Raw genomic sequence first — 23,056 nt, 5'->3', positions numbered from 1 at the left:
GAGCTCAAACATGCCATTCAATCCTTAACGCAAACGTCCAAACAAACTCATGTCTAAATAGATTATGATAGTTACTCCATTAGATTCCGCAGTATTAGATTCTAAAGAACAATACATCTTTTATCATAAAAAAGTAGATTTCGTTCTTAAAGAACTCATTGTAAGTGTCCAAAAGGAAAATTTGTGTACTTCTAAAGAACTCATCTTCTTTAAACAGTATTGCGATTTACTAATGTATTCCATTGAAGCCATGCGTGTGAAATACATGTATGATGAAGAGGATAACATGAAAGTGGATTTAACCGATTCAGGATTTCCAAATTATTTAGAATTTCGATATCTTTTCAACGATTTATCTTTGAGACATAATTATATCGCAAAACTGAAAGACGTTAGTGAATTGCAAGAAGAATTCCTAAATCAATTATTACACAAGAAACAGCCTGTTCGAAAAGACAAGTTATTTCAAGCATCGTCAATTGTGTATTATACATCTGTAGAGCAGAAATATATTTTTAATCGTTTTGTTCAAGGCAAAATTATTGAAGCTCCAGAAACTGCTTCAGCGCAATTCATGATAAGTTGGAGCTTTTATGATGTATCTCACAACCGACCATTTATTTGCTTTATGTATTTTGATTATGATGGCAAAAATGTAGAGTCATGTAAAAATGACATTTACGACGTCTTAAAAAGCACTGCAGATCGCGATATGAATTTAGACACCATGGCATACGGAATTGATAGAAAATTACCAGATGTTAGACCAAAACATATTAAGCGCATCGATTTGGGACCTTTTCATAATGTGTTTGCTAAAGATGAGAATGAAATCACACATGCGATTTTAAAAAGTATCGCTTCTAAAGAAATTCCTTTAGAGTCTTATGCATTGTCATTTAAAATTCATGAAGTGTTTTCTGGTAGCGAATTTGAAGAAGGTGGTTATTTTAGTAAACAAGTATTTCAAAAATGGAGTGATATCATAAAACAAGATTATGTATTCGCACCACACAGAATCATACAATTACTATATAATAAAACACCTGAGATTATGAATAAGCTGGCTAAACCACCAATAGAAGTTGCGAATTTAAAAATGAATTAAATTAAGTTTGATTTGTCATTCTGAGCTACGACACAGAATCCATTTTAATCAAAGGGACAATTACTAAAAAAACATTAATACTATCTAACTGCCTACTGCAGACTGATTACTGAAGACCAAAAACATGGAACACAACTCAACATTTCCCATAAAACAAAATGAACTGGATATGCTTCGTGACGAAGCAACATCCTATATTAAAAGTATTCAATGGGAACAGGGTCAGCGTGCGAAAAACAAAGATAAAGATGCTAAAGACGAATCGATTCTTTTGTATTTGTCACGTGCTAATGGAAATGGTGGAGCAGCAGCAACTTCAGTTTCGAAAACGATTTTAGAACTTAAAAAGCGCTTGTTACCTGAGTCTATCGCAATTCCTATATATTTAAACCAAACCCTTTATGCTGTTCAAGAAGGCATCACTTTAGGAGCTTGGATTAAAGACAGTTACTACGATGCGTCTGGTTTATCTAGTTTATCTGAAAACAAATCTGCATTAGACAATTCAGGTAAACGTGAGTATGAAAGTAAAATGCAAACTGCAACTGCATTTATGTTATTTTCTACAGCATATAAGATTTTACACGATTTGCAAACTGTTGCTTCAGATGATTTAAGTGTGATGAAGAATAAATTTGCAGGTATTCCTGAAGTGTCTCTAATGTCTCCATTAAAAGGAATTTCTTGTGCTTTGTTTTATTATGATAAATATTTAGGGCATCCTGAAATCGTAAAGACAGATAAAGATGTGGTCGATTTTACAGTCGTATATTTTGAAGCTTTGATTGCCGAAATTCAAATGCGTAAAAGCAGTTTAGAATATACTGAGACTATAACTGATAGAACTTACAAACTCGAAAACTCAGAGTTTGCTGTTTCAGGTTGGGACAATGTATTTCAAGGCACAGCAAAAAGTATAGAGTTTAATAAAATTCAGTTTGAACAAATTGTAGGAAACAGAGATGCGAAACACTTTGCAAGACGTTTAACAGAACGTATGTTGAGCTACGATTTTACAGCTAAGAAGAATCCGTTTCAGGAACTTGGAGGTTTTATGCCTGTGTTTATGGGTTACGGAATCCCTGGAACTGGAAAAAGTATGTTGATTGCTGCTATTGCAACACGACTAAAAGAACATTGTGATAATCTAGACATTCCGTTTTTGTTTCATCCAATGCCAGACACACTAATTTCTACCTTTCAAGGTGGTTCAGCAGAAAAAATGGTCGAATGGATGAAACCTATGCAAGATCCTTCGAAATTAATTTTTGCGCCTATTGATGATGCCGAAAATAATTTACAAGAACGTACAGCTCAAGGTGTATCTGCTGGTGTAAAAGAAGTCATAGGTGTGTTTTTAAGATATACTGAAGGTGCTTATGCAGTAAATTATGGAAATAGTTCTATCGGTTTATTTACAAACCTTCCAGAGATGTTAGATAAAGCTGTGATTTCTCGTGTGCAAGGTCGTTTTAAAATTGATGGCGCAAGAACAGAACATGATTTCTTAGATCAAGATCATCTGTGGTGGAGAAAATTGGATGATACAATGCCAGATTTTGTAAATATGCAAGGCCCAGAAAATTACAGTTATCTGCAAGATCAAGGATTAGCTAAAAATATGGGGGAAATTTTCAAGGTTTCAGATAAACCAACTGAAGCGCGTGTTTTAGAAGCTTATGATAAAATTGAAAACCATTTTAAAACGAATCAACATTTGTTTTATGCCAATTTATATAAAGAAATTCAAAAGATATTTCCATTTTTCTCATCTCGTGATGTCAGAAACATTCAGAGTGCTGTGTCGTTACGTTTAACAGATTTTGATTTGGAAGAAGATTGGTTTGAAAACCCTGAGTTGTATTTCAAAAAGGATTACGAAACCAAGTTTAATATGCTACAAGAACTGATGCGTTCCAATATGAAAGGCTTAGACTTTTCTGAAATTCGTCGTCAAGAAGTGGTGCGATATTTAGATAATGTAGCAACAATTGCTGACACAGACTTTAAGCGCAAAGTAGATGCACGAGTAAATCAATTAAATATTGATATGGAAGCTAGAGAGCAATTTGGGAATAAAAACTAAATGCAAAACATTAAAAACATAACACATAACATTCTATCTAAAGCTTGGGCAACACTCCATAGAATTGATTATGACTTTCAATTTAAAGATGGACGAATAAAACGTTTGTCTAGAGAATGTTACAATCGAGGAGATGGAGCAGCAGTTTTATTGTACAATATTGAAAAATCAACCGTAATATTGACAAAACAGTTTAGAATGCCTATCTATGAAAATGATATAAATAAAGGCATGTCTATTGAAGTTTGTGCTGGTGCAATTGATAAAAACGAATCACCTGAAAGCACCATGTTAAGAGAAATAGAAGAAGAGGTTGGCTATAACATTGAAAATATACAATCTGCTTTAAATGCATATATGTCTCCAGGAGCACTAACAGAAAAATTATATCTTTTTGTCGCTGAATATTCTGAAGACAATAAAATTAGTGAAGGAGGAGGATTAGATTCTGAAGATGAAGAGATTGAAGTATTAGAGCTTCCATTTATTATAGCTCTAGATATGATTAAAAAGAAAATAATAATTGATGCAAAAACAATTATGTTATTGCAATATGCTCAGATTAATAACTTATTGCAATGCAAAAACTAAAAGCAGCAAATCTTTATAGAAGTGAACTCATTCCAATTTCAGGAAAATTAGTTGAACGTTATAACCAATGCTTAAAAAAACTAGGGTTTACAGAAACTAAACTGATTAAATTCTCTATTGATGGTATAGGTTGGAGTCCTGAAATTGCTGAAGAAAAAAAGGAACAACATTATTTGAGTAATGGTGAGTCTAATTCTCATGGCATCATAATTTCTCCTTTACAAAATAACAAACCTGTCTATTTACCAAATCATACTTTTGATAGAGAGATGATGCAATTGGTATTTAAAACTCATGGAGATAAAATAAACGATATCACTAGAGACTCAGCCATTTGTTTAGATTTTGATCAAGGTTTAGATACATTTTACGAACCATTAGATCTTTTGAGGTATCAAATTATTACTATAAAATTTCACCTTATTAATAATCTGGATACAATTAAAGAAGAACAATTAGAACTTATAGAGAAATTTAAATTTGGTAATAATTTTATAGATGAAAGTATACACAATCAATTGCTTGAATCTGCTATAAAATATGGTGATTTAAGAGAACGTGATTTGAATCTTAGGTCTGTAAGCTACGTGACAGATTCTTTTTATACTAGATCTTTTGGAGGTGTTTATGTGCTTAGAGATTTCATTTCTCCAATTGTAGTTTTTGAAGATAAGAAATGGTATAAAGAAGCTATTAAGGATACAATTCATGAGGTGATCATTTTTCATATCTCACAACCAGAACTTATGGAAAAACTTCGTGACCATATTATTATTGCTTACGACCTAGAAGAAGTTGTGAGTACAAAACGTTATGATCGAATTAAAAAATTTGAATTTGCTCAACATTTAAAAAACACTCAACACCCAATTAATAATATATTAAGCGACTCCTTATTGTTTAAAAGTTATTTGAATAAAATTGATATTGAAGCTCGTAAAAAAGTAATGAGTGTTGAACGTTACTTGGAAAAATTAGAAACTAGTAATCAATATAAAATTTCCGATATCGTAGATGAAGATTTATTTAAAGCCATGCATGAACCTCATTCTAGTTTGCATCCAAAACATCAAGATTTAATTTGGAAATTATTAGTCAACATCTCTCCTAAAGATGTCTTGTTTATATATTGGTATGATAAACAAGAATTTTATAGGCTTTATGAGACATTAGACCCGTCGTTACAAGACTGGGTAATTGAAACAATTAGTAACAATATTTAATAAAATTAGACTAACTTTATAAAGGTATCTAACTAAAAATCAAAAACTATGGGATTAGAACTCGTCATATTTATTGCAGCAATACTATTTGGAATATTCTTGTATTGGAGAGAATCTAATGGCAATGGCATATATCGATTTTTAAATAAAATAGTGAATAGTAAAGAATTACAAATGGCTTCTGATAGTAGAAAAGGGTTCATTTATCAACAAACATTTATTCCTAGACTAATTTTTGTCGTAGCATTATTTCTAATTATTGCTGTTGCAGTACAATTTTTTACCCCATTTGAAATATTTGGAAGCTATAATGGTATTTCAGCATTTTCGTCTGTAATTGTAGGAACTATAGTTGGTACTTATGTCGCTAATTTTGTGATAAAATCTAGTAAAGTCATTGAAGAACAAAGTGATACTTTAGAAGATAAATTTGATAGTGTTGTCGAAAAAGGTAAAGACCTTATTGAAGACTTTAAAAACAAAGATAATAAGGTCGTAGAAGACATAAAAGAAGATATTAAAACAGAGGCAGATCCAAATAAAAAATCAGCGAGAGAACGTTTGAAAGATAAAGGATTAATGTAGTGCTTAACTTTGAGGCCATCCTGAAATTATTTTAGGATCTCATTATTTAATAATAAGTTACTTCAGCAACACTCAAAACTAAAAGAATGATAAAATCATACTGGAATAAAGGAAACAAACAAAAAGTCATAACTATAATTGGATGTCTTATTTTACTCATTGTACTTTTTGTATTGCGCGATGACTATCAACCAGCATTATTATTTGTTAGAAAATATATTTTTATCATCATTTTGAGTTTAATGGTATTACTCTTCGGACTTAGAAAATTCAGAAACTCTGCCAGCACTGGTAAGCGAATGGGAATTCTAGTTGCTTTAATTGCATTTTTCGGGTTGATATATCTCGTTGGTTGGCATTTGAAATTGTATGATTATATGAAAACATATAATGTATTCAATGATTTAAATAAAGTAGAAATTAATGAATTGCCATTAACGAGAAATGAACGTATTCAACCTTTACGAAACATTTTCTCTATGGCTAACGAAAGTGTAGGTGAGACCAAAGATGTATCATTACCACATTTAGTTCGTGTTGATGACGAAAACAAATGGACAATGGCTATACAGCCTTCCGAAAATTATACCTTTCAGCAAATTAGTGATAATACCGAAGAAGTATTTTCAGTGTCAAGTACAACACCTTTTCCGCGTTTTTCAGCTGAAAATAGAATTCCTGTAACATTTTCAATTGGTGAATCTTTAAAATTCAGTCGAAATACATACAATGCAGTTGTTCAACGTTTTAATCCATGGATGCTCGTTAACTACGAACCAAGTGACACCTTTTACATGAAAGATGATAATGGTCAATGGGTTCAGGTTGTCAGTTTAATTAAATGGAAAGGTTTTTTCTTCCCTTACCCAAGTTTTGGAGGTGTTATGGTTGTTGAAAATGGAGAACATGATTTTAATGATTATATAGAACGAATAGCTATAGGTAAAGGAACGTATATTGCTCCAGATGAAATGAAAAATTACCCATACCTCAATAAACAAAATACATTAGCCGAAAAAGTGTCTCGTTTACAAGCTGAATCTTTAAAATTCTTAGGAGGATTTAGTGACCCTTTACCTTGGAATATGCTAACAGCAGTAAAAATTCCAACAATGCTAGAAGATCAAAATCAGCAACCATTTGTAACCGATTTTGATTTTGCAGGTTCAGAAAGTGATGCGTATAGCGGATTGTATCATTGGTTTGGATTAGAACCAGTAGGTGAAGAGCGAACGAGTTTGACTTATAGTGTTTTTGTTCCTGCAGATGGAACAGACAAGTTCTATTACTATGATCATGCTACAAAAAAGCAAGGTTATGCTGGTGTATCAGCAATGCCATTAAAAATGATTGAGTCTCGAAAAGAATTTGATTGGGACGCTAATAAACCTGTTGAATTTAGACCTTACATAAAAGATATTGCTGGTCGAAAACGTTTATTCTTTCTAGGAACTGTTTCAGCAAAAAATAAAGAAGGTCAATTTGATGGTTCTGCAACTCCAGATTTAGCTTTAATTGACAGTGAGTATCGCGATGTAGTTTGGATAGATGTAAAACACCCAAGCACTTGGGATAAAGAAGTTTATGACCAATTAGGAGAAGCCTGGAGATCAAGTGAAGGTATTGGCTATTTCTATCAAGAAGAAATCGTTGATGAAGACCTTATCATTCAGAAAGCTGTAGATTCAATTATGGCTCTGCCTAAAGTAGATGAAAAAACAAAAGAAATTGAAGCGCTTCAACGTAAAATTGACTCCTTGAAAGCAACAGATAAGAATTAGTTGTTATGAAGAAAAAATCATTTTGGGATACTATTTTAACGTATTATAAATTTCAAATTATTGCAGCGATTATAGTTCTGCTAATTGTTTTAATAACTGTAATTTTTAAACCTTTATTTGAGTAATTTTTTGTCATTCTGATAAAAGTAGGAATCTTATTAAGATTAAATAATTAAAACTAGCAACAAAGTAACAAATCTGCTAATAATCAGACCTATAAGTAAAGTATATTATGGGCTATATGGGATTTGGCATGATGAGTTGGACGTACAAACAACGTGCAAGAAAACCTTTTTCAAAACGTAAAGGCAAACCTGTTTATTCCACATTAACAAAATATAGTTCTTCATTAGTTGAAGTTGTTATTGTTTGTGTTTTTTTAGTAGCATTTTATGTTATGATTCCACGAATTGCTGACAAAGGAAATGATAGAAGACAGCAGGAACAATCAACTAGAGAGTATCAAGATCATAGAGCATTTAAATTTTTAATGAATTCAGGAAAACAAAGACTAAAGCGTAATCGAGTAGAAGAGGCATATTCCGATTTAAAATTAGCTCATGATATAAAACCAAATGATGAAAAGATAAATCAATTGCTAATTGAAACGTTAAGCATACTTTGTGTTAATGATAACAATTATTGTAAAGCATTAGATAGGATGTTAAATTGTTCGTTATAATGTCAACTCCATTTTTATGTCGCATCTTATATACGGACAATTTGTTTCAACAGGCACTTCTATAAAACCATATTTCCTATAGATATAAATCGCATTTTCTAGTTTTCTACTAGAATATAAAATGAGTTTTGCTAGGTGGTTTGATTTAGCAAAATCAATGCAGTATTGAAGCAATTGCTGACCAATTTTTTGTCCACGTAAATGAGGTGAAACAGCCATTTTAGTTAATTCTAAGACCAAAGAATTGTTAGTAGGCATAAGTGCAACTGTTCCTAAAATTTGATCATTTTGTTTAACAAAAAAAACATGACCACCTTTGTTAATGATGTAAGTTTTAGGTTTGCTTAAAACCTCCTCATCAAATGGCTCAACATAGAAATATGTTTGTAACCATTCTATATTTAATTGATAGAAATCATTTGCATATTGGTTGTCAAAAGGAATAATTTCAAAGGCGTTCATGAGCTCTAATAAAATCGGTTATGAGGTAAGAAATTAATTTACCAACTTGAGTTTCTGTTTGATGAGTAGGAGCAGCTTCACAAATATGCAAATAAGTAACATTATTATTTGAACCAAAATAATGTACAAATTGTCTAGCTTGGTTTACTGAAAATCCACTTGGAGACATTGCACTACTAGGTGTATTTATTATGGCATCGCAATCTATTTCTAATCCGAAATTAGAATTTGAAACATGATTTAAAGCACGTTGCATTTCGGACTTAAACTTTAATTTTTTACGCACTAAAATTGCTTCATACGTATTGAATTGTATAGATTTTAGTTTGCTAATAGTTTTTGAAATCTGTTCAGAAATATAATTTTCGTGTAAGCCAAAAATGAAATAGTTTTTGAGAAATCCTTCTGCATAAGCATAGCTAAATCCATTTCCACTATGTCTTCCTTCTTCAGCTCTAAAATCGTGATGCGCATCAAAATTAACAACATTAATAGGCGTTTTAAGTGCTAAAGAAGCTCCTTTTATGTTTCCATAAGCATTGTTATGACCTCCTCCAATAATGATTGGAATTTTTCCAGCACAAATAATTTGTGATATGATGAACGTTACTTTTTCATCTATCTTAGACACCAATTTTCTAGCTTTATGAATGTCTTTTTTTTTGTTTTGATCAAGTTTGTTTAATTTAGCTTGATATTTATCAAAGTCCAAACAACCTAAAATCGCAACCTTTTTCGCACATGTAAACACATTACTTTGTGTATTTAACAAAACTTTTATTGTGCTATCCCAAGCCTGATAAGCTCCTGTTTTTCCGTGATTTGCGAATACTCCTACATCTTCTTTTATTCCAAAAACGACATAGTTAACGTCCATTTTTAACAATTGCTCGTATATATTTTCAAAGCTCGGAAGTAACATCACATGTTCTCCAAATTTTGTTTCGTTAGGACGTTTTTTCAGAATGGTTGATAATTCTGAACTTGTAAAAGGTTTTAAGTGTTCCATCAACAAAATTGATTAATTTTAACGAATTAAAAGTACTATTTTTTATGTTCAGCTTTGCAAAAAAATAAAAGAATTAACGATTAAAATAACTAAAAACAAAAGTAAATTATGGAAAATTCAAACAGTAAGGGTATTGGGTTAAAAATTGCTTTAGGTATATTATTAGCACTATTTTTAGGTACTGCATTTTACACATCTAAATTGTATAATGAAAAAAAAGAAAATGAAGCGACCTTAACCAGTGAGAAAAATCAGGTTATGGCAGATTTAAGTTCAATGGCTAAACAATATGATATTGTTATTGGTGAAAATGAAGTTGCAAATCAGAACCTTGTAGAAGCTAGAGGGCGTATTCAGGGTTTAATGGATTCTTTAAAAATTTCTCAAAATAGTGTAAATAGTTTATGGAGATATAAAAAGAAATTCATGGCACTTCAAGAGGAAATGGATGTCTTATTAACAGAAAATGACAAACTAAAGATAGAGAATCAATTATTAGCAACCTCTCTAGATAGTACAAATATGCAATTGGAAGAACGCGCTGTTTTTACAGATTCATTATTAGTGCAAAACACACAATTGTCTGAGGTGGTAGAAAATGCTTCTGTTTTACAAACTGTAGGTTTAAATGGTTATGGTGTAATTGAACGAAGTTCGGGGAAACTAATTCCTACAGAAAGAGCAAAGCGTAGCGATAAGATTAGAGTGTGCTATACCGTTGCAAAAAATGCGTTAGTTGGCGCAGGAGATAAAGAATTATATGTTCAAATTTTAGATCCTGTAAACAATGTATTAGGAGCTAATGAACAAATTCAATTTGAACAAACCATATTAAATTATAGTCTAGTAAGTAAGTTTAATTACGAGAACAAAAATTTAGATATTTGTGAGTTTGTAGCTCCAAATGATGATTTTACTGCAGGACGTTACGTTGTGAATGTCTTTAATGAAAATGAATTAATATCAACTTCAGAGTTTACTTTGAGATAGATTGAAATAAATAAAATAATGAATCCGAAAGCTCCATGAGTTTTCGGATTTTTTTGTTTTTAGAATAAGGAGATACTAGTATTTTTGACCGTTAATAATTACAGTATCTATATGATTGTCTCCAAAAGCATATGCTAAATAATGATAACTCGGAATAGCTTTAGTGATTATGATATTTGCTTTTTTTCCTCGACAAATACTGCCATACATATTAGAAACATTCATAGCATAAGCACCATTAATAGTCGCTGCATTAATAGCTTCTTCTGGAGTCATTTTCATTTTTACACATGCAGCAGAAACTACAAAATTCATATTTCCGCTAGGAGTAGAGCCAGGATTATAATCGGTTGCTAATGCCAAAGGCAATCCAGCATCTATTAGTTGCCTTGCAGGTGTATAAGGTATGCTTAAAAAGTAGGAGCAACCTGGTAAAGCAACTGGAATCGTTTGAGATTGTTTTAATACATCAATATCTTCAGGATGGAGTTCTTCAAGATGGTCTACAGATAAAGCATTATGTTTGACTCCCAAACCAACACCTCCAAAAGCATTAAATTGATTAACATGTATTTTTGGTATTAATCCATGTTTAGTTCCAGCTTCAAGAACACGTTGGGTATCATCTAAATCAAAATATCCTTTTTCGCAAAACACATCAATATAGTCTGCCAAATGTTCTTTTGCAACAGCAGGAATTAATTCATTAACCACTAGATCAATAAATCCGCTTTTATTATTTTTAAATTCCTTAGGAATTGCATGAGCAGCTAATAATGTTGGTTTCACTTTAATAGGGAAGTCTTTTTTTAATCGTTTGATAACACGAAGCATTTTTAATTCTGCGGCAACAGTTAAGCCATAACCCGATTTAATTTCGATTGCTCCTGTACCAAGCTTTATTACTTCAGTTAAACGTTTTACAGCTTGATTATAAAGTTCATCTTCGGAAGCGTTTTGTAAGTTTTCAGCTGAATTTAAAATACCTCCACCACGATTGGCAATATCTTCATACGATAAACCATTAATTCTGTCAACAAACTCTTGTGTTCTGTCTCCTGCATAAACTATATGTGTATGAGAATCACACCAAGTTGGCAATACGGTTTTGCCATAAGCATCTATGGTTTCATCGGCTTCAAGACCAGCCAAATCTTCCATTTTTCCATATTCAACAATAGTATCATGATCTATAAAAAGATAGGCGTTTTTAATCGTTGGTAACCATTTCATGTCTTCACCTTTTACAATGGTAACATTGGTATCTCTTACTTGAACGAGTTCTTTGATATTGATAATTAATAATGACATAGGATAAGATAAAAGTCTAAATTTAACAAAATTTAATCCTCATGACTAAACATAAACGCAATAAAATATTCAAAATATAAAAGCGCTAACAAAATGCTAACGCTTAAAACTATAGAAGTTGAAATTTTAATTATTCTTTTACAAATTTGATAATGGTATCATAATTTTTAAATTTCAAAATGTATGTGCCATTTTCTAGATTTGATACATCTAGTGATGATGAAGAATCAATTTTAGTTGATACTATTTCTTTTCCTAAAATATCAAAAACAGAAACTTCTGTAGCATCAGAAAATAAACCCTTAAAATTCAATTTTGAAGATGTTGGGTTAGGATAAAAGCTGATAGACTCCTCAGTTTGATCATTAAGACTTAACGTAATTAATTCATTTTCAAACCAATTTAAGTCATCATCATTATAGGCAATATTTGTAATGTCAATATCACCATCATTATCTAAATCGTTTAGAGTAAATGCATAAGTTTGACTTTGCGTATTATCAATAATTATTTCGGATCCAAAGGTACCAGAAGCAGTACTTCTAAACCATACAATATCAGTTCCTGCACCATTGGCACCTGAACTTAAAACGATATCATTATAACCATCATTGTCCATATCTTCAACCATAGCAGTTGCAGGAGCAGTGATGGTTGTCGTCAAAATAGTTTCAGAAAACGTACCATCTATTTCTTTTTTATACCAACCTAAACCAGAAGTACCTCCATAAAGATCAACCACCACGATATCTAAATTAGTATCGTCATCTACATCACCAAAACTTGCATCAAAAGGGTAGACTTCACCAGAAGTTACTGTATTTACATCCTTAGTAAAGCTGACTGTTCCACTAGGAATTAAATTATTATAATACAATTCTACAGTTCCAATTCCTGAATTCATCAGTACGATATCATTATCTCCATCACCATCAAAATCGGCAAGGTCTAAATTACCTGGACCACTACCAGGAATAGACTCTATGGTATTTGGACCAGAAAAGGTGCCAAAACCATCATTAGAAAACCAAACAGTATCTCCGGAATTAAATCCAACAACAGCAACGTCAATCGTTGTACCAGCATCAATAAAACCTGTGACAATTCCGCTAGAACCATCAATTCCAGTTGAAATTATTTGTTCTGTTGCAAAATTACCAAAACCATCATTTTCAAACCAAACTAACTCATCATCACCAAAATTTGAAGCTAAGATATCATTAAATCCATCATTATTAAGGTCTGCAATAGTGACACCACCACATTCTATAATATCATTTGCTATCAATGGTTGCATAGTAAATGTTCCATCGCCATTATTTTTATACCATTCTACAGTATCTCCTAAATTAGTTCCTATAACTATATCTGCAAATGCATCAGCGTCTAAATTGCCTGAATCAATTACAAAAGGTGCATCACCTGTAGCTATGTTAATAGGTTGTTTTGCGCTAAAAGTTGTTTGAGAATAAGCAACAGTATTTATACTTACTCCAATAAGTATCGCTAGTAAAAATTTTTCCATGATATCTAAATTTAGTTAATATTTATTTTAAAGAACCTACCATTTCTTCTGGCTTAACCCATTCATCATATTCTTCTGCTGTAACATAACCAAGATTAATAGCTTCTATTTTTAAAGTGGTCCCATTTTTGTGAGCTGTATTGGCTATTTCAGCTGCTTTATAATATCCTATTTTTGTATTTAACGCAGTAACCAACATTAATGAGTTGTTTAAAAGTTGTTTAATAACATCATGATTGGGTTCAATTCCAGAAGCACAATGCTCATCAAAACTAACACAAGCATCACCAATTAATTGAGCAGAATGTAATACGTTAGCAGCCATCATTGGTTTAAAAACATTTAACTCGTAATGACCTTGAGTTCCTCCAACAGTAACAGCTACGTCATTACCCATTACTTGAGCACAAACCATAGTTAAAGCTTCGCATTGTGTTGGATTTACTTTTCCAGGCATAATAGAACTTCCAGGTTCGTTTGCAGGAATAATAATTTCACCAATACCACTTCTAGGTCCAGAAGCCATCATACGAATATCATTAGCAATTTTATTAAGAGATACAGCCAATTGTTTTAAAGCTCCATGAGTTTCAACTAAAGCATCGTGAGCTGCAAGTGCTTCAAATTTATTTTCAGCAGAAACAAAAGGTAATCCAGTAAACTTAGCAATATATTCAGCCACAAGCTCACTATAGCCATTTGGAGTATTAAGTCCTGTGCCAACAGCTGTACCACCAAGTGCTAATTCAGCTAAGTGAGGCAGTGTATTTTCTAAGGCTATTATGCCATGATCTAATTGAGAAACGTAACCCGAAAATTCTTGTCCGAGTGTTAGTGGAGTGGCATCCATTAAATGTGTACGTCCAATTTTCACAACATCATTAAACGCCATAGATTTCTTATGTAACGTATTTCTTAATTGTATAACTCCAGAAATCGTTGTCTCAACTACTTTTTTATAAATAGCGATATGCATTCCTGTTGGAAATGTATCATTAGAAGATTGAGATTTATTGACATCATCGTTAGGTTGAATGGTTTTATCACCTTCACCAATTACTTTTCCTGCAATTTGATGTGCTCTATTTGCAATAACCTCGTTGACATTCATGTTACTTTGCGTACCAGAACCTGTTTGCCAAATCACCAATGGGAACTGGTCGTCGTGCTTACCTTGTAATATTTCATCACAAACTTTTTCTATTAAATCCCGTTTATTATTATCTAAAACACCCAATTCAGCATTTGTGTAAGCAGCTGCCTTTTTAAGATAAGCAAAACCATAAACAATCTCAAGAGGCATTGATGCTGAAGCACCTATTTTAAAATTATTACGAGAGCGTTCTGTTTGAGCTCCCCAAAGTTTATCAGCAGGAACATTAACGTTACCCATTGTATCTTTTTCTATTCTGAATTTCATAATATTTAGTGTAATTGTGTTGTATTACAAAGTTAGGATTTTGATGAGTAAATGTTTCATAATTATCGTTTTAATTTTCATTATAGCATAAATAAAACTTTGTAGATTTATCAGTTATATTTTGTTAAATAAGTAGACTATTGAACCTATTAATATCCTGTTAATAAAACCTAAATTAACTATTGCAAAACAAATCGGATTATTATATCTTTGTGACAACAAAAAAAAACCACATGTTTGACTTTGACCAATATTTAGGATTTTTAGCATTTTTAACCATTTTAACCATCGGTTTTTGGTTAATGATATTTTTAATCACCTTTGTGATTCCATATTGGATTGGTGGTTCGTTAATTGAGCGCTTAAAAGAAATAAAAGAAGAAAAGAAAGCTAAACGTACAGCTAATAGCTAATTTTTAGTTTTAATTGATATAAAAAAAGGAAACCAAAATGGTTTCCTTTTTTTATATATAAGATGTATTCAAATTTTATTTTATCCTTCAAAATCAAAGTTATTACCATCGCCTCTTTCTGAACGTTCACGCTTTTTCTTTTGATTAAAGCGGTATGTGAATGATAAATTAAAAGAACGTTCTCTCCATTGAAATTCACTTTCACTTGTAAAAGTTGGTGTCGTAGTCGTTTGATTTCGTTTTCGGCTATTAAAAACATCACTAACGTTAAAGGCAATAGACGCTTTATCTTTAAATAAATCTTTACTAAAGGCTAATGTAGCACTAAACAATGCATCTCTATCATTTTGTGAATCTTCGCTTCTTGGACCAGTATAAAACAATCGTGTTTGCCAATCTATGTTTCCAGGTAATGTGTATTTATTATTTAGACGTACAAACCAGCTAGAATTTTTATTACCTAGATCTAAACCATTAGGTGTTACTCCTTCTGTTTCTGATTGAAAAAAATTAAAATTCGTATTTATATTCCATTTTTTTGAACCTCTATAAGCCAACGTGAATTCAAATCCAACACGATCTTGAGTTGCTAAATTTATTGGTGTTCGGTTTATTACATTTTCTTCAATGCCATTGACAAGAACGGTTTCACCAGTATCAATTTGAATAAAATTAAAAACATCTGTAGCATGTGAATAATATAGAGACGTGTCAAATGTAAATTTACCAAAACGCTTTAAATATCCAATATCATACTGTCCAGAATAACTTGGATCTAAATCTGGATTTCCTTGAAATACACTAGTTACACTAGATCTTGAAGGAAATGGATTAATAAAATAAGATCGTGGTCTACGTAAACGTCGACTATAGGCTAAAGTTAAATTTTCACTTTCACTTAATTCATAATTTAAATTAATTGTAGGGAATAAACCTGTATAGTTTTTCCTTTTAAATTCTCCAGTTGTTGGTTGGTCTAAAGTGATTTGAGTATTCTCTAAACGCAATCCTAAAAGGTATGAGAACTTTCCTATTTTACTTCCATATTGAGTATAAACAGCTGATATATATTCTTTATAATTAAAAAGATTTGTTAAGTTATCATCGACAACAAATTGGTTTGTGTTATCGTCTAAAATTTCAACAATATAATCTGTGCTTTGTTTGTTGAAATTACCACGATATCCAATTTCAAACTGACTCTTGTCACCAATTGGTAACACATAATCTGTTTGTAATAAAACACGTGTTTGATCTTCTAATGTCACAACTTTTTCTCGGTTTACACCATTGATATTTACTAATGAATTTTCATCTTCATTACTATCTTCATATTGAAAATCGAATGTTAATTTATGACCACTTGTTTCAAATTGTTTATCAAAATTTAAAGCATATTGCAATGTTTTGTCATCTTCTAATTCAGGGTCCAAACGCAAACTACTTGATAATAAGTTTCTATTTGAATCAAATTGATCAACAATATTAGTTGTGTTTCTTTCATTATCACTATTTCTGTAAAAAACAGAAGTCGTTATTGATGCAGAATTAGTGACATACCATTCTACTCCTAAATTAGTATTAAACCCTTTTCTTACACGATCATATTCACTAGACTCATCAATAAATGTATCTGGATTATCAATAATTAAATTACCAGAAGCATCGTAGTCTTTATTAAAATTTTGTCGTGAGGAATAAGAATGTCCAGGAGATTCTCTGTAACTATAACCAGAAGTATTGAATATGTTTACATTTCCTGTTCTATAATTTATGTTTCCTGAAATTCCAGCTGAAGGATTATAACCAACATTTGTCGTAATTGCTCCATTTAAACCTTGCAACTTACTTCGTCTTAAAATAATATTTAAAATACCTGCAGTTCCTTCAGAATCATACCTTGCAGAAGGAGAGGTGATAACTTCAACTTTCTCTATAGATTCTGCTGGTAATTGACGTAATGCATCTGTTGAATTTAAACCAACTAAACCTGATGGCTTTCCGTTAATTAAAATGCGAACATTTTCTTGCCCTCTCAATGACACATTTCCTTCAACATCGACTGAAACAGAAGGTACATTGTCTAGAACATCACTTACAGTACCTCCACGAACCGTAAGATCTTTCCCAACATTATATATTTTTTTGTCTAATTTAATTTCTACAGTCGTACGTTCGGCTATTACTTCTACAGCGTCGAGTGCTTCCATATTTAATGATAAGCTAACGGTTCCTAAATCCATACTTTTATCTAGAACCTTATCAGAATATGTTTTCGTTTTATAGGATAAATATTCAATTTTAACGTCATAAGTTCCTGATGGAATATCAATTTCAAATTTACCGTCAATATCAGTTATTCCTCCAGTAACAACCTTATTTTCTAATTTATCAATAAAAGAAATAGTTGCGTATTCTAAAGGGAAATTCTCGTCTGCATCAATTACATTACCAGTTATGGTAATTTCTTTTTGAGCAAAGCTAATTGTAGTAATTAGTAAAAGGAGGAAAGTTAGTTTTAAATTCATATTCAAGTAAAATAGTTTCGCTGTTTATAGTTAGCAAAAATAAATTACTTGCGATTGGATACGGTTAATCTTTTGTTAAACAAAAATTAAAAAAAACTAAAGAATAAATGTAAATTATCGTAAAAGGTATCCTATTTGTTTTTCTTTTTTTTCTTACGTTTCTTCTTTTTTTGGTCTTTTTTCCAATCTCCTCTAAGCTGATTAATAATATAATCAATTTGTTCTTGATCTAAAATGGTATTTAAATCATTAAAATGTTTTATTTCAAATTGAGTGATTAAGTCTTGTTTTTCAAAAGCTGGAAGATCAAACATATAAATTTTTGTAACTTCTTCAAAATAAGAGTGTATTGACAGTGACACAATATGTTCTTCAAATTCACCTACCTTAAGGCCTTTAATGATATCACTAACAAGTTGTTCTTTTAATTCATTTGCTCTATTTTCAAAACGCTCTTTATCATATTTTATTTGTGCTTCTGTCTGTGAAAACACTTGAAAACTAATCAAAAAAAGCAATGCCATTAGCATACTATTTTTACTTCTCATAATATTGAGTAACATATTTATATAATTTCAATTATTAATGATGGTGGTCTACCAATTGTAGCTTTTCCATTATTAACAACAATTGGTCGTTCAATAAGTTTTGGATTATTTATCATAGTAGATATGATTTCATCATCTGTTAATTTTTTTCCTTTATAATCTGATTTCCAAATCGCCTCATTTTTTCTGACCAAGTTTATAGGCTTAATACCCAATAAACTTATAATCTCTTTTAGTTTCGCTTCGGAAATTGGTTCGTCAAGATATTTAATGACTTCAAAATCCTTGCCAGAATTTTCTAAAATTTGAAGACCTTCTCTAGATTTAGTGCAACGTGGATTGTGATATATTGTAATCATAGTTTATAATTGGTTAGGGTTTTCTTCTTTTTGACCCATCATCATTAAATAGGCTTTTAAAAATGGTTCCAAATCTCCATCCATAACCGCATCAACATTTCCCGTTTCATGAGCAGATCTCACATCTTTTACTAATTTGTAAGGGTGCATTACATAGTTCCGTATTTGACTTCCCCATTCTATTTTCATTTTCCCTGCTTCAATATCATCACGTTGTGCCATTTGCTTTTGTAATTCAATTTCATATAATTGAGATTTCAACATTTGCATTGCACGTGATCTATTATCATGTTGAGAACGTGTTTCAGAACATGAAATCTGAATACCTGATGGATTATGTGTTAACTGAACTTTAGTTTCTACTTTATTTACATTTTGTCCACCAGCACCACTTGATCGTGCTGTAGTGATTTCAATATCTGCTGGATTAATATCAATTTCTATGGTGTCATCAACTAAAGGATACACATATACTGAAGCAAAGCTTGTGTGTCGTTTAGCATTACTATCAAAAGGAGATATTCTAACCAAACGATGTACACCATTTTCGCCTTTTAACCAACCAAAAGCATAATCACCTTCAATCTCTAGAGTAACCGTTTTGATTCCTGCAACATCACCTTCTTGAAAGTTGAGTTCTTTGACTTTAAATCCGCTTTTTTCCGCATACATTAAATACATACGCATAAGCATACTAGCCCAATCACAAGATTCTGTTCCTCCAGCTCCAGCAGTAATTTGAAGTACAGCGCTCAAACTATCACCTTCATCAGACAGCATATTTTTGAACTCTAATTTTTCAATAAGACCTAATGCTTTTTGAAATCTATTTTCTACATCTTCCGCTGTAGATTCTTCCTCCTTAAAAAACTCATAAATAACCTCTAGATCTTCTAATAAGGTGATCCCTGAATTATAATCTTCAACCCAACTTTTCTTCTCTCGAAGTGATTTCATTATCAATTCGGCTTGCTTAGAATCATTCCAGAAATTAGGGTCAAAAGTTTGCTCTTCTTCGTTAGAAATTTCTATTAATTTGGCATCTATGTCAAAGATAGTGCCTTAGTTTATCAAGGCGTGTATTGAGATCTTTAATTTGATCTGAAGTAATCATAGTCTAAAATTTTAAACGAAAATAAGATATAAATCATTCAGAAAAAACTAAAACCAATTATGTTTTAAATCAAGTTTATAAAAATGCTTTTAAATGCTTTTTTTGAAGTTTCTCTGACATTTGAACTAAAGTTACTTTTCTTCTAAACAGAAACCAAACTTCTTTCCTTATCATATAAGGCAAAAAACCTATTCTATAAAAACCTTTAAGACTTGCTTTATTACTTTCTTCAACAAAAGCAATCACTCTTTTTATATTTTTATACTGTTGCTGCTGAATTATTTTTGACATTGCATCAGACATGATGCGTAATCCTCTATAGTCAGGATGTGTAAATACACCTTCAATAATTGCCTCGTTTATACTAATTTTCGGAAAAATAGGACCAAAGTAATCTATAACTTGTTGTTGATATTTATGAGTAAATAACCATTGTCTATAAATTGTTCTATTTTCATTGGTAGTAGCAACGTAACATTTTGGGATTTGCTCTTCAACTAAACGTGAATGCCTAACCCCTTCATTTAATGAATTTAGATCTGAAGTTTCAAAAGGTCTAATGACAATATCAATATTTGAATGTATTGAGCCTAACTTATAAGGTATCGCTTCTAAACCAATAAAATTAGTTTTTGAATACAAACGTTTGAAAAAACCATCAAGAATGGGTTTGAAATTTCCATTTTTAAATAGCTTAAAAATTATTATTAATCTCTGATATAGGGTTCTCAGGTTAATTTAAATTAATACAGCAACAAATTCATTCTTGCAACTATAAGTTTCTTAATAGTTTAGACGCATGTTATTTATATAAGTCACATTTATCAATTCGTTTAAATTATGTAATTTTATAGACTAATTATTCAATAATGAAAAAACAGATATTATACTTCGTACTATTTCTTTCAATTTTACCAGCTTTTTCTCAGGTATTAGATAATAAAGACCTTGAAAATTATAACGGTTTTTTTGATTTTCACTATGATGAAGGTCAAGACAAAATTTATTTAGAAGTTAAAAATTTAGATCAAGAATTTCTATATGTAAATTCACTTGCTACTGGAGTTGGTTCTAACGATATTGGATTAGACAGAGGTCTATTAGGAAGAGAACGCATAGTGAAATTCCAAAAAGCAGGTAATAAATTATTATTAATTCAACCCAACCAAAATTATAGAGCTATTACAGATAATGTGCTTGAAAAGAAAAGTATCGAGCAAGCTTTTGCTAAATCCGTCTTATATGGATTTAAAATTGAAGAAGAAAAAAATGGAACCTACATCATTGACATAACACCATTTTTAATGGAAGATGTAAATGGTGTGGCTTCAACTTTTAAAAGAAGTAAGGAGGGAAACTATAAATTAGATGCGTCAAAAAGTGCATTATCACTTAACAGAACTAAAGCATTTCCTAAAAATGTAGAGTTTGAAGCTTTACTAACATTTAAAGGCCAACCTACAGGAAAAAATATTAGAACTGTAGCTCCTACAGCATCATTAGTTAGTGTAATTCAACATCATAGCTTTATTGAATTACCAGATAATGAATATAAAATGCGTGAATTTGATGTGAGAAGTGGAGCTATTTCAATATCTTATTTAGATTATGCCACTCCAATACAAGAGCAAATTAGAAAACGCTATATCATTAGACATCGCTTAGAAAAGAAAAATCCTAATGCTGAACTTAGTGAAGCTAAAGAACCAATTATCTATTATCTAGATCCAGGAACTCCAGAACCTGTACGTTCTGCGCTTTTAGATGGAGCTCGTTGGTGGAATCAAGCTTATGAGTCTATCGGATTTAAAGATGCATTTCAAGTAAAAATGTTACCTGCAGATGCAGATCCAATGGATTGTAGATATAATGTGATTCAATGGGTACATCGTTCAACTAGAGGATGGAGTTATGGAGGAAGTGTTATCGATCCTAGAACTGGAGAAATTATTAAAGGTCATGTGAGTTTAGGTAGTTTACGAATTCGTCAGGATTTTATGATTGCTCAAGCGTTATTAGATAAACCATTTGCAGAGCGTGACGATAATTATCAACCTATGTTAGATATGGCTTTAGCGAGAATTCGTCAGTTGAGCGCTCACGAAATTGGGCACACTATTGGGTTTGCACATAATTTTGCTGCAAGTCCAAACCAAAGGTCATCAGTTATGGATTACCCACATCCTTTAGTAAAATTAACTAACGGACATATAGATTTAAGTGATGCGTATGCTGTAGGAATTGGAGATTGGGACAAAGTTACTGTGGCATATAGCTATTCTGAATTTGATAAAAATTCAAACGAAACTGAAGACTTAAATAAAATTTTAAAAGCTGCAACTTTAGCTGGTCATCGTTTTATTTCAGATCGTGATGCAAGAGCAAAAGGAGGAGCACATGCTTCTGCTCACCTTTGGGATAATGGCAAATCTGCTTCTGAAGAATTGGACAATCTTTTAGCAGTTAGAGAAAAAGCTATTTCAAATTTCTCAATAGACAATATTCGAAAAGGCGAACCGCTTTCAGTATTAGAAGATGTATTTGTGCCGCTCTATTTCTTCCATCGTTTTCAAACTGAAGCTGCAGCTAAAGTGATTGGAGGTTTAGATTATAATTATGCTGTGAAAGGTGATGGACAAACGGTTGTGAAGTCTGTAGATGCTAAAATGCAACGAGATGCTTTAAATTCTATTCTTAAAACATTATCTGCTGAAGCATTAGCGATTCCAAAGGATAAATTGGAATTATTTCCACCAAGAGCTTTTGAATATTATAGAAGTCGTGAATCCTTTTCTAGTCAAGCTGGAGTTGCTTTCGACCCAATGAGTGCTGCTGCTACTGCAAGTGATATGACATTAAGTTTATTATTACATCCAGAGCGAGCAAATCGTTTAGTTTATCAACATAGTTTAGATAGTAGTCAATTAAATTTAGATGAATTATTAAAAATTGTAATTGAAAATTCATTTAAAAAGCAATATAATGATCCCTATTTAAATGAAATTCAACAAATAATCAATACTAATGTTCTCAAACATATTATGAATTTAGCTGTAAATGACAAAGCTTACTTTCAAGTCAATGCTATTGCAAATCAATATATTGACAAAATAAAAAGTGTGCCAAATACTATTAATATGCCTGTTAGTAAAACGCCTAATTCATTACCTATGCTTTTACCAAATTATTATAGCAAACAATATAAAAAACTAATAGAGCAATTTAATGAGGATCCAGAAGAATTTATATTGAAAAATTCACCGAAAATTCCTGATGGTTCTCCAATTGGAAGTGATAAATGCAATTACAATACTAACTAAT

Annotated in this window: 20 protein-coding genes; 10 read left to right on the top strand and 10 right to left on the bottom strand. The window is 31.4% G+C overall.

Annotated features, from left to right (window positions below; all coding sequences use genetic code 11):
* Nucleotides 1-64 precede the first annotated feature (64 nt).
* The 7 genes from MUN68_RS07430 to MUN68_RS07400 all read left to right on the top strand — a co-directional run bounded on the left by MUN68_RS07430 (nucleotide 65) and on the right by MUN68_RS07400 (nucleotide 8,056).
* Nucleotides 65-1,108: a hypothetical protein gene (locus tag MUN68_RS07430; protein WP_249994548.1), complete on the top strand. Its 1,044-nt coding sequence runs from the start codon at nucleotides 65-67 to the stop codon at nucleotides 1,106-1,108.
* A 124-nt stretch (nucleotides 1,109-1,232) separates the two neighbouring features.
* Entirely contained in the window at nucleotides 1,233-3,194 is a 1,962-nt protein-coding gene (locus tag MUN68_RS07425) for an AAA family ATPase (protein ID WP_249994547.1), read from the top strand.
* On the top strand, nucleotides 3,195-3,785 hold the full coding sequence (locus MUN68_RS07420) for an NUDIX domain-containing protein (RefSeq protein ID WP_249994545.1): 591 nt from the start codon (nucleotides 3,195-3,197) through the stop codon (nucleotides 3,783-3,785). It abuts the gene before it with no gap.
* Nucleotides 3,773-5,008, top strand: a complete 1,236-nt coding sequence (locus MUN68_RS07415) for a DUF6638 family protein (protein WP_249994543.1) — start codon at nucleotides 3,773-3,775, stop codon at nucleotides 5,006-5,008. The genes MUN68_RS07420 and MUN68_RS07415 overlap by 13 nt, the downstream gene beginning before the upstream one ends.
* A gap of 48 nt (nucleotides 5,009-5,056) precedes the next feature.
* Nucleotides 5,057-5,593, top strand: coding sequence for a hypothetical protein (locus MUN68_RS07410; protein WP_249994541.1), 537 nt, complete (start codon nucleotides 5,057-5,059; stop codon nucleotides 5,591-5,593).
* An 86-nt stretch (nucleotides 5,594-5,679) separates the two neighbouring features.
* Entirely contained in the window at nucleotides 5,680-7,374 is a 1,695-nt protein-coding gene (locus MUN68_RS07405; protein WP_249994539.1) for a hypothetical protein, read from the top strand.
* Between the two features lie 232 nt (nucleotides 7,375-7,606).
* Nucleotides 7,607-8,056, top strand: a complete 450-nt coding sequence (locus tag MUN68_RS07400) for a hypothetical protein (protein ID WP_249994538.1) — start codon at nucleotides 7,607-7,609, stop codon at nucleotides 8,054-8,056.
* On the opposite strand, the gene MUN68_RS07395 is transcribed toward MUN68_RS07400, so the two are convergent.
* Nucleotides 8,051-8,518 carry a GNAT family N-acetyltransferase gene (locus MUN68_RS07395; RefSeq protein ID WP_249994536.1) on the bottom strand — a complete coding sequence of 156 codons (468 nt, stop codon included), beginning with the start codon at nucleotides 8,516-8,518 and terminating at the stop codon, nucleotides 8,051-8,053. The two genes, MUN68_RS07400 and MUN68_RS07395, sit on opposite strands and share 6 nt — an antisense overlap.
* Entirely contained in the window at nucleotides 8,505-9,527 is a 1,023-nt protein-coding gene (locus tag MUN68_RS07390; RefSeq protein ID WP_249994534.1) for a formimidoylglutamase, read from the bottom strand. The genes MUN68_RS07395 and MUN68_RS07390 overlap by 14 nt, the downstream gene beginning before the upstream one ends.
* Nucleotides 9,528-9,635: 108 nt before the next feature.
* Here MUN68_RS07390 and MUN68_RS07385 point away from each other — a divergent pair, with 108 nt between their 5' ends.
* Nucleotides 9,636-10,517, top strand: a complete 882-nt coding sequence (locus tag MUN68_RS07385) for a chromosome partitioning protein ParA (protein WP_249994532.1) — start codon at nucleotides 9,636-9,638, stop codon at nucleotides 10,515-10,517.
* A 75-nt stretch (nucleotides 10,518-10,592) separates the two neighbouring features.
* Here the strand turns inward: MUN68_RS07385 and hutI are convergent, their stop codons facing one another.
* From hutI to fumC, 3 genes are all read right to left on the bottom strand, one after another.
* Complete coding sequence (hutI, locus tag MUN68_RS07380) at nucleotides 10,593-11,828, bottom strand: imidazolonepropionase (protein ID WP_249994530.1); 1,236 nt, start codon at nucleotides 11,826-11,828, stop codon at nucleotides 10,593-10,595.
* Between the two features lie 130 nt (nucleotides 11,829-11,958).
* Nucleotides 11,959-13,353 carry a T9SS type A sorting domain-containing protein gene (locus MUN68_RS07375; RefSeq protein ID WP_249994528.1) on the bottom strand — a complete coding sequence of 465 codons (1,395 nt, stop codon included), beginning with the start codon at nucleotides 13,351-13,353 and terminating at the stop codon, nucleotides 11,959-11,961.
* Nucleotides 13,354-13,375: 22 nt separating this feature from the next.
* Nucleotides 13,376-14,773 carry a class II fumarate hydratase gene (fumC, locus tag MUN68_RS07370; RefSeq protein WP_249994518.1) on the bottom strand — a complete coding sequence of 466 codons (1,398 nt, stop codon included), beginning with the start codon at nucleotides 14,771-14,773 and terminating at the stop codon, nucleotides 13,376-13,378.
* Between the two features lie 233 nt (nucleotides 14,774-15,006).
* Here fumC and MUN68_RS07365 point away from each other — a divergent pair, with 233 nt between their 5' ends.
* Nucleotides 15,007-15,186: a hypothetical protein gene (locus tag MUN68_RS07365; protein ID WP_249994516.1), complete on the top strand. Its 180-nt coding sequence runs from the start codon at nucleotides 15,007-15,009 to the stop codon at nucleotides 15,184-15,186.
* 80 nt (nucleotides 15,187-15,266) lie between these two features.
* Here MUN68_RS07365 and MUN68_RS07360 read toward each other — a convergent pair whose 3' ends face one another.
* The 5 genes from MUN68_RS07360 to MUN68_RS07340 form a co-directional block, all read right to left on the bottom strand.
* Nucleotides 15,267-17,714: a TonB-dependent receptor domain-containing protein gene (locus tag MUN68_RS07360; protein ID WP_249994515.1), complete on the bottom strand. Its 2,448-nt coding sequence runs from the start codon at nucleotides 17,712-17,714 to the stop codon at nucleotides 15,267-15,269.
* A gap of 131 nt (nucleotides 17,715-17,845) precedes the next feature.
* Nucleotides 17,846-18,262: a hypothetical protein gene (locus MUN68_RS07355; protein ID WP_272792427.1), complete on the bottom strand. Its 417-nt coding sequence runs from the start codon at nucleotides 18,260-18,262 to the stop codon at nucleotides 17,846-17,848.
* Between the two features lie 17 nt (nucleotides 18,263-18,279).
* Nucleotides 18,280-18,621 (bottom strand): arsenate reductase (glutaredoxin), encoded by a 342-nt coding sequence (gene arsC, locus MUN68_RS07350; RefSeq protein ID WP_249994503.1) that lies wholly within the window; start codon nucleotides 18,619-18,621, stop codon nucleotides 18,280-18,282.
* Between the two features lie 3 nt (nucleotides 18,622-18,624).
* A protein-coding gene (gene prfB / locus MUN68_RS07345; protein ID WP_249994501.1) for a peptide chain release factor 2 occupies nucleotides 18,625-19,735 on the bottom strand; the annotation gives its coding sequence in 2 pieces (ribosomal slippage) (nucleotides 18,625-19,671 and nucleotides 19,673-19,735; 1,110 coding nt in all).
* Nucleotides 19,736-19,810: 75 nt separating this feature from the next.
* Nucleotides 19,811-20,377: a GNAT family N-acetyltransferase gene (locus MUN68_RS07340; RefSeq protein WP_249994499.1), complete on the bottom strand. Its 567-nt coding sequence runs from the start codon at nucleotides 20,375-20,377 to the stop codon at nucleotides 19,811-19,813.
* 227 nt (nucleotides 20,378-20,604) lie between these two features.
* Between MUN68_RS07340 and MUN68_RS07335 the strand changes: the two genes are divergently transcribed.
* Nucleotides 20,605-23,055 carry a zinc-dependent metalloprotease gene (locus MUN68_RS07335; protein WP_249994497.1) on the top strand — a complete coding sequence of 817 codons (2,451 nt, stop codon included), beginning with the start codon at nucleotides 20,605-20,607 and terminating at the stop codon, nucleotides 23,053-23,055.
* The last annotated feature ends 1 nt before the right edge of the window (nucleotide 23,056 follow it).

Origin of the sequence: Psychroserpens ponticola (assembly GCF_023556315.2) — a bacterium.
Taxonomy (GTDB): Bacteria; Bacteroidota; Bacteroidia; order Flavobacteriales; family Flavobacteriaceae; genus Psychroserpens; species Psychroserpens ponticola.
This window is presented reverse-complemented; position numbering and strand designations above follow the sequence as displayed.